At 54.8% G+C, this 8263-nt stretch carries 3 protein-coding genes; all 3 read left to right on the top strand.

The genetic code is table 11. The annotated features are described in order from the left end of the window. Window positions 1-17 precede the first annotated feature (17 nt). The 3 genes from EAH78_RS32240 (at window position 18) to EAH78_RS31595 (ending at window position 8051) form a co-directional block, all read left to right on the top strand. Window positions 18-5216 (top strand): ZirU family protein, encoded by a 5199-nt coding sequence (locus tag EAH78_RS32240; protein ID WP_205017982.1) that lies wholly within the window; start codon window positions 18-20, stop codon window positions 5214-5216. Between the two features lie 705 nt (window positions 5217-5921). Further along, window positions 5922-6701 carry a DUF1566 domain-containing protein gene (locus EAH78_RS31600; protein ID WP_140672213.1) on the top strand — a complete coding sequence of 260 codons (780 nt, stop codon included), beginning with the start codon at window positions 5922-5924 and terminating at the stop codon, window positions 6699-6701. 660 nt (window positions 6702-7361) lie between these two features. Next, window positions 7362-8051: a ZirU family protein gene (locus tag EAH78_RS31595; RefSeq protein WP_140672211.1), complete on the top strand. Its 690-nt coding sequence runs from the start codon at window positions 7362-7364 to the stop codon at window positions 8049-8051. The last annotated feature ends 212 nt before the right edge of the window (window positions 8052-8263 follow it).

Raw genomic sequence — 8263 nt, 5'->3', positions numbered from 1 at the left:
TGGACCCGAACGATCCTGTGAACGGTACCGACACCGATGGTGACGGCCTGACCGACACCGAAGAAGGTGTGATTGGCACCGATCCGACCAAACCTGACACCGATGGCGATGGCCTGACGGACAAGGAAGAAGTCGACAACGGCAGCAATCCACTGGACCCGAACGATCCTGTGAACGGTACCGACACYGATGGTGACGGCCTGACCGACACCGAAGAAGGTGTGATTGGCACCGATCCGACCAAACCTGACACCGATGGCGATGGCCTGACGGACAAGGAAGAAGTCGACGGCGGCAGCAATCCACTGGACCCGAACGACCCTGTAAATCGTACCGACACCGATGGTGACGGCCTGACCGACACCGAAGAAGGTGTAATCGGCACCGATCCGACCAAACCTGACACCGATGGCGATGGCCTGACGGACAAGGAAGAAGTTGACGGTGGCAGCAATCCACTGGACCCGAACGATCCTGTAAACCGTACCGATACCGACGGTGACGGCCTGACCGACACCGAAGAAGGTGTAATCGGCACCGATCCAACCAAACCTGACACCGATGGCGATGGCCTGACGGACAAGGAAGAAGTTGACGGCGGCAGCAATCCACTGGATCCGAACGATCCTGTAAACCGTACCGATACCGACGGTGACGGCCTGACCGACACCGAAGAAGGTGTAATCGGCACCGATCCGACCAAACCTGACACCGATGGCGATGGCCTGACGGACAAGGAAGAAGTCGACGGCGGCAGCAATCCATTGGATCCGAACGATCCTGTGAATCGTACCGACACCGACGGTGACGGCCTGATAGATACCGACGAAACTATTCATGGCACCGATCCGACCAAGCCTGACACCGATGGCGATGGCCTGACGGACAAGGAAGAAGTTGACGGTGGCAGCAATCCGCTGGACCCGAATGATCCTAATCCGCGTCAGCCGATCGTCGACGTTACTGACATTCAAGGTACCGTAGTCGTTGGTGAGACATTGCGTGGTCAGTACACCTTCGATGCCAACGGCGGTAACACCACTGACGCTTCGACTATGCAATGGCTGAACGGTGGTCACTCGGATTCCGATGCTGAATACAAATTGGATATCGGCGATGTGGGTAGCGTTTTGACCTTCGAAGTGACTGCGATGAACGGTGCGGCCGTGAGCGGTAACACCGATAGCATCACTACTGCAACTGCGCCTGGCGTAGTTGGCGGTCCTGATGTGAAAAACCCGGCACCGATCGTTGACGTGACCGACATCAAAGGTACTGCCCACGTAGGCCAAACCCTGGTCGGCGAGTACAGCTTCGATGCCAACGGCGGCAACGCCACCGACGCTTCGACGATGCAATGGCTGGGCGGCGCGAGCACCGACACCGATGCCAGCTACGCGCTGACTTCGGGTGACGTGGGCCAGGTTCTGACCTTTGAAGTGACGGCGGTGAACGGCGCAGCCGTGACCGGTAACACTGACAGCATCAGCACCGCAGTGGCTCCGGGTGTGATCGATGGTCCGACCATCTCTGATCCGACCAAGGCGCCGATCGTTGACGTGACCGACATCAAAGGCAGACTTCAAGTCGGTGAGACTCTGACCGGCGAGTACAGCTTCGATGCCAACGGTGGCAACGCCACCGACGCTTCGACCATGCAATGGCTGGGCGGCGCGAGCACCGACACCGATGCCAGCTATGCGCTGACGGCGGGAGACGCGGGCAAGATTCTGACCTATGAAGTAACCGCCATGAACGGTGCGAATGTGGTCGGCAACACCGATAGGATCAATACGACAGATGCCCCAGGCATGGGTACTTGTTTGGCTCCTCCGCAGTACCCAGTGAATGTATCTAACCTCGACATCACCGGTACTCTCGAAGTTGGACAGACCCTGGTCGGTAGCTATGACTTTGCACAGTACGACTGTCATTGGGGTTGGGTCGCAGGCTCGAACGATTCGATCCACAGCTGGAAAGATGGTGGCCATGCCGATTCCGACACTCAGTACGTACTGGATGCAGGCGACACAGGTAAGGTTCTGACTTTCGAAGTGACGGCAAGAAGCGTTGGTGGTGCTACTGGCAATACCGAAAGCATCAGCACTGCAATCGCTCCGGGCGTAATCGGAGGCCCAGTAGTCACCGATCCGGCAAGTAAACCGATCGTTGACGTGACCGACATCAAAGGTACTGCCCACGTAGGCCAGACCCTGGTCGGCGAGTACAGCTTCGATGCCAACGGCGGCAACGCCACCGACGCTTCGACCATGCAATGGTTGGGCGGCGCGAGCACCGACACTGATGCCAGCTACGCGCTGACTTCGGGTGACGTGGGCCAGGTACTGACCTTTGAAGTAACCGCGGTGAACGGCGCAGCCGTGACCGGTAACACTGACAGCATCAGCACTGCCGTGGCTCCGGGTGTAATCGATGGTCCGACCATCTCTGATCCGACCAAGGCGCCGATCATTGACGTGACCGACATCAAAGGCAGACTTCAAGTCGGTGAGACTCTGACCGGCGAGTACAGCTTCGATGCCAACGGCGGCAACGCTACCGACGCTTCGACCATGCAATGGCTGGGCGGCGCGAGCACCGACACCGATGCCAGCTATGTGCTGACGGCGGGAGACGCGGGCAAGATTCTGACCTATGAAGTAACCGCCATGAACGGTGCGAATGTGGTCGGCAACACCGATAGGATCAATACGACAGATGCCCCAGGCATGGGTACTTGTTTGGCTCCTCCGCAGTACCCAGTGAATGTATCTAACCTCGACATCACCGGTACTCTCGAAGTTGGACAGACCCTGGTCGGTAGCTATGACTTTGCACAGTACGACTGTCATTGGGGTTGGGTTGCAGGCTCAGACGATTCAATCCACACCTGGAAAGATGGTGGCCATGCTGATTCCGACACTCAGTACGTACTGGATGCAGGCGACACAGGTAAGGTTCTGACTTTCGAAGTGACGGCAAGAAGCGTTGGTGGTGCCACCGGCAATACCGAAAGCATCAGCACTGCAATCGCTCCGGGCGTAATCGGAGGTCCAGTGGTCACCGATCCGGCAAGTAAACCGATCGTTGACGTGACCGACATCGTTGGTAAAGCACACGTGGGTGAAACCCTGGTGGGCGAGTACAGCTTCGATGCTAACGGCGGCAACGCCACCGACGCTTCGACCATGCAATGGACGGGCGGCGCGAGCACCGACACTGACAACAGCTATGCCGTGACTGAAGGTGATGTGGGTGCGGTACTGACCTATGAAGTGACCGCTGTGAACGGTGCCGGCGTGACGGGTAACACCGACAGCATCGGTACGGACGTGGCACCAAGCGTGATTGATGGTCCGGTGATCACCAACCCGGCTAACAAGCCGATCGTTGATGTGACTGACATCGTTGGTAAAGCACACGTGGGTGAAACCCTGGTGGGCGAGTACAGCTTCGATGCTAACGGCGGCAACGCCACTGACGCTTCGACCATGCAATGGACGGGCGGCGCGAGCACCGACACTGACAACAGCTATGCCGTGACTGAAGGTGATGTGGGTGCGGTACTGACCTATGAAGTGACCGCTGTGAACGGTGCCGGCGTGACGGGTAACACCGACAGCATCGGTACGGACGTGGCACCAAGCGTGATTGATGGTCCGGTGATCACCAACCCGGCTAACAAGCCGATCGTTGATGTGACTGACATCGTTGGTAAAGCACACGTGGGTGAAATCCTGGTGGGCGAGTACAGCTTCGATGCTAACGGCGGCAACGCCACTGACGCTTCGACCATGCAATGGACGGGCGGCGCGAGCACCGACACTGACAGCAGCTATGCCGTGACTGATGGTGACGTGGGTGCGGTACTGACCTATGAAGTGACCGCTGTGAACGGTGCCGGCGTGACGGGTAACACCGACAGCATCGGTACGGACGTGGCACCAAGCGTGATTGATGGTCCGGTGATCATCCACCCGACGGTAGCACCCGTTATTAGTGGCTTGAGCATGTCCGGCGATCTGGAAGTTAGCAAAGCCCTTTCGGCGAGCTACACCTTCGACGCCAAAACTGGCCACAAGGACGACAGGTCGACATACGCCTGGGGCGTTGAAGGCAGCACGGTAGCCAATGTGGGCACTGATGAAGTGATCACCAGCGGTCAGGTGCCGAGCTACACCATTCAGATTTCTGACGTCGGTCAGGTTCTAGAAGTGTCGGTGCAAGCGAAAAACGGTATCAACAAGACCGGTAACACCCTGACCGACACCAGTGCCTTGGTACCGGGCGGTCCAACTGTTCCGGATCCGGCAGCGTCTCCAGCCATCACTGGCCTGAGCATGTCCGGTATCCCGGAAGTACACCAGTCGCTGTCGGCGAGCTACACCTTCGATGCCCAGTCGGGCAACACCGAAGACAAGTCGACCTACGCCTGGGGCGTTGAAGGCAGCACCGTCGCCAATGTGGCCAGCGGTTCTGCAGTCACCAACAGTGGTGCAGTACCGAGCTACACCATCCAGCCGTCTGACGTCGGTCAGGTACTGGAAGTGTCGGTTAAAGCGAAAAACGGTAGCGACAAGACCGGTAACACGATGACCGATACCACCGCTTCGTTGCCGGGTGGTCCGATCGTTATTGATCCAACCGTAGCGCCAGCTATCAGCGGTGTGACCCTGCGCGGCGTGTTGCAATCGGGGGAAGACCTGTCGGCGAGCTACACCTTCGATGCCAAGACCGGTTCGAAGGGTGACAAGTCGACCTACGCCTGGGGTGTTGAAGGCAGCACCATGGCAAACGTGGGCACTGATGAAGTGACCATCGGCGGCGAAGTACCGGCTTACCGCATCGCGGAAGCGGATGTCGGTCAGGTTCTGGAGCTGTCGGTCCAGGCGAAAAACGGCGGCAACGTCACCGGTAATACCGAGACAGTGACCAGTGCATCTCTGCCGGACGGTCCAGTAGTTATCGACCCAACCGCACCCGCAACGGTGAAGATCCTGGGCCTCGATGCGAATGGTCATCCGAAGGTGGGTACACCACTCACGGCTGAAGTCACCTGTGCGACGACCTGTGTGCCAACCCTGAGCTATCAGTGGGAGATCCAGACGGTAGCGAACGACAGCAACTACATGAACATCGGTACTAATGCCGAGACCTATGTACCGGAGAAGGGCGATCAGCTTCGCAAGATCCGCGTCAAGGTGAGCAAGCAGTAATACGGTCGGGCAGCGGGTGATTCCGCTGCCCGAACTCGTTTCACGCTGGCGTGAAGCTGCAACGCTGAACACACAGAGGTCATCGCCTCACGGGAGATGACTGCAAATTACACACAAGGAAGGCCGTAGTTGTTCAGTCATGATCGGCTGCGGTTGACCCTTGGTGTGACGGGCCTGAATTGAAGGTGGCCCGATTGAATGAATGAGGAACACTCCATCAACACATTGAAGTTACCCCACGGCTCGCAGGCCCGCTGATGGCGGGCTCGACCCGCGCTGCAGGTGCCGCCAACGCTTCAACGCCAATGGCAAGGGGCGGATGGCATTGGTGTTGAGCGGGTTGGCAGTGTCGGTAGAACGACAACCGAGCACTGAAGGATTTACCTACAGGATTAGAAGGCATTACTGGCGGAACAACGTTTTCCTAAAAGGGAAAATACGCCTCATATAAAGACGACGGAAAGTGACCAGTTACTGAACTCGTCAAACAGGGGGCTGGATACCGCCGGAGTAAGGCCGGTGTCTCTTCAACAGGTTTGTCGAAGCAGTGTCCTAGATATAAACGACATTTCCTGGAAGGGAATGATCGCAACTAATGAGTGAAGGATTCAGCAGCTACATCGCGAGATGGTTGAGGCATTGCAGAAACTTCGTGTCGAGGGCCAGGATAGACAGTGGTCCGAATGAATTGATGAGGAAGAGAATATGAGTAATTTCAAAATATCCTACCTTGCCGGTGGTGTACTGCTGGCGGCGATGGCAGTTGGCATTCAAGCGGCGGATATGAGTACGACTACGGGTATTGTTAAGGGGCATGCTCCAGAAGCGCGTGGAGTCAGCATAAGTAACCAGACAGCAGTAGGTGTTCAGCCTCGAATTGGCGATACGTTGGTCGTCAATTCGTCCTATTTTTATGATAACGACGGAGATGTTAAAAATACCTCTACCTATCAGTGGCGTAGAGGTAGTACAAACATAGGTACTAATTCTAGTACCTATCGCACTGTATCTGCCGATGAAAACCAAACCTTAACGATTCAAGTGATACCCAAGACCAACCCGGCAATCACCGAGCCGTCCAGCGGTTTGACGTCTGTCTCGTCGGGTATTATTGTGAAGGGGGCTGGTGCCGCGCTTGATATCGATAATTTTATTGCTCCAATAGCGGTTAATCGTAGTTATGGCCAGGCTCATGCTTATTGCGTGGGGATGGGAGCGCGCATACCCACGAGGGATGAAATGCGGCAGCTTTTCGTTAGCAAGACCTCGTCTCCAACGTTTTTTCCAAATTCTGGTTATATAACAAATACGGAAATGTGTAGTAAGTACGGTTGGCCGGTTGGCGAATGTGGAGGTACTCGTAACTATTGGACCAGCACCGCGAACAGTGGGGGGGGGCACTACTCGATTGAAATGATTGATGGTCGTTCTAATAGAGAATCAGGCGATTCTAGTTACACTTTTCAGGTGGCCTGTATTCGTTGATTTAATAACGTAAAATTTATTTAATGGTGCTGCTGATTTTAGTTTGGGGTTGAGGGGTTTAATGTGATTAGATAGTTTGAATGCATAAAATTTAGTTGGCATAATTTTGTTTTGTTTTGTTTGGTTTGTTAGGTTTTAAATATCTAATTAACAAAACTGAGTTTTCCTTCTGCTTGTTAGAGGTTGTCAGGCGGTTGCTTCGAATAGAATTGTCCCCGAACAATAAATCAGGGGTGGATTTATTTAAGGGGTTTTCGGGTCTGGACTCGTGAATTCAAGCGCTGTTCAAGCAGCTACTCAGGATTAACATAGCCCCGAATCACTCCATGTGGTCGGGGCATTGTTTTTTGCATTTTATTCGTCTGTGTTTTAAGCGAGAGGTGCGTGCTCATTTGCGGAAATCAACAAATACTCCGCCATACAAAATTTACTCATTTTTGCATTGAGGGATATCCCTACGCGTACCCCGGGTTTTCCTCGCATCTCATACCCATTCAAATTGACAAAATAGCGTCACATTCTGTTGAGCGAGCATTGCCTTACTACTCAGGCATATCGCTATACAGAGTACAGGCTCACGGCCCAATCGATTTGTAATAACTGCATCAATTACACACTCCAATGCCCAGTAGGGCGTAATCAATGTTGAAGAGAAACACTATGAATGGCTTTAAATTGAAAACCTCCCGTCAACTGCTGGGCCTGGCCCTCGGTTTCGCCGTCAGCGCCTCAGCTTTTGCTGCGGTCACTTCGAGCGAGACCAGCACCGTCATCGGTCGTGCGCCCGTCATGGCACCGCCGACCGTCAACTATGATGATATCGACACCAACAATCTTTTGAACACTGGCGACGTCTTGCGAGTGGTCGACGGTGCTATCAGTGATGAGGATGGAGACACTCCGGTTGCTTCAACCTATAGCTGGTTGGTTGATGGGGTAGAAGTCAGTACTGCTGCTACCTATACAATTGCTTCCGGGGATGCAGGCAAACCAATTACCTTGTTCGCTAAGCCGCAGACTGATTCGAGTATTACCGATCCCTATGAAGGTCTTGCTGTAAGAGCTGCGGGTGGTACTGCTGACCCAGATGACGATGGTCGCTTTGAGCCGGAAACTGACGATAAGCTAGTGAGCGTGGCTATCTCTGGTTTTGTTGGGGGCTTCCCGCAAGTGGGCGCACCTTTGACAGCTACAGCTTCCTGTGTAGCCACTTGCGGTACGGTTAACTACCAGTGGCAAATCGAAGACTCGATCGGCAGCGGCAACTTCGTTGACCTCGCTACCGGCCCAACCTACACCCCGGTCAAAGGCGATCAGAAGCGCAAGATCCAGGTTGTTGCCGACAAGTAATACTTCTACAAGGCTACACAACCGAGCCGATGATCACATGAGTGTGATCATCGGCTTTTTTATGCGCGCCGATCTGCCTATGGTCACCCCCGACGATTGTTTGATGGGGGTGTGAAGGAATTCCTTACTTGAATAGAGGTAAACGCTGGCGTTCTGGCGTTGCTTGGGGTGGGACTATGTAGTCACTGTTTAGCTCGTGTCGTCTCGATGAT

The sequence above is a fragment of the Pseudomonas arsenicoxydans genome, from assembly GCF_006438915.1.
GTDB classification, from domain to species: Bacteria; Pseudomonadota; Gammaproteobacteria; order Pseudomonadales; family Pseudomonadaceae; genus Aquipseudomonas; species Aquipseudomonas arsenicoxydans_A.
This window is presented reverse-complemented; position numbering and strand designations above follow the sequence as displayed.

Bases quoted from the DNA above. Each gene is read 5' to 3' on its own strand.
- EAH78_RS31600 (WP_140672213.1), top strand. From the start codon at position 5,922: ATGAGTAATTTCAAAATATCCTACCTTGCCGGTGGTGTACTGCTGGCG.
- EAH78_RS31595 (WP_140672211.1), top strand. From the start codon at position 7,362: ATGAATGGCTTTAAATTGAAAACCTCCCGTCAACTGCTGGGCCTGGCC.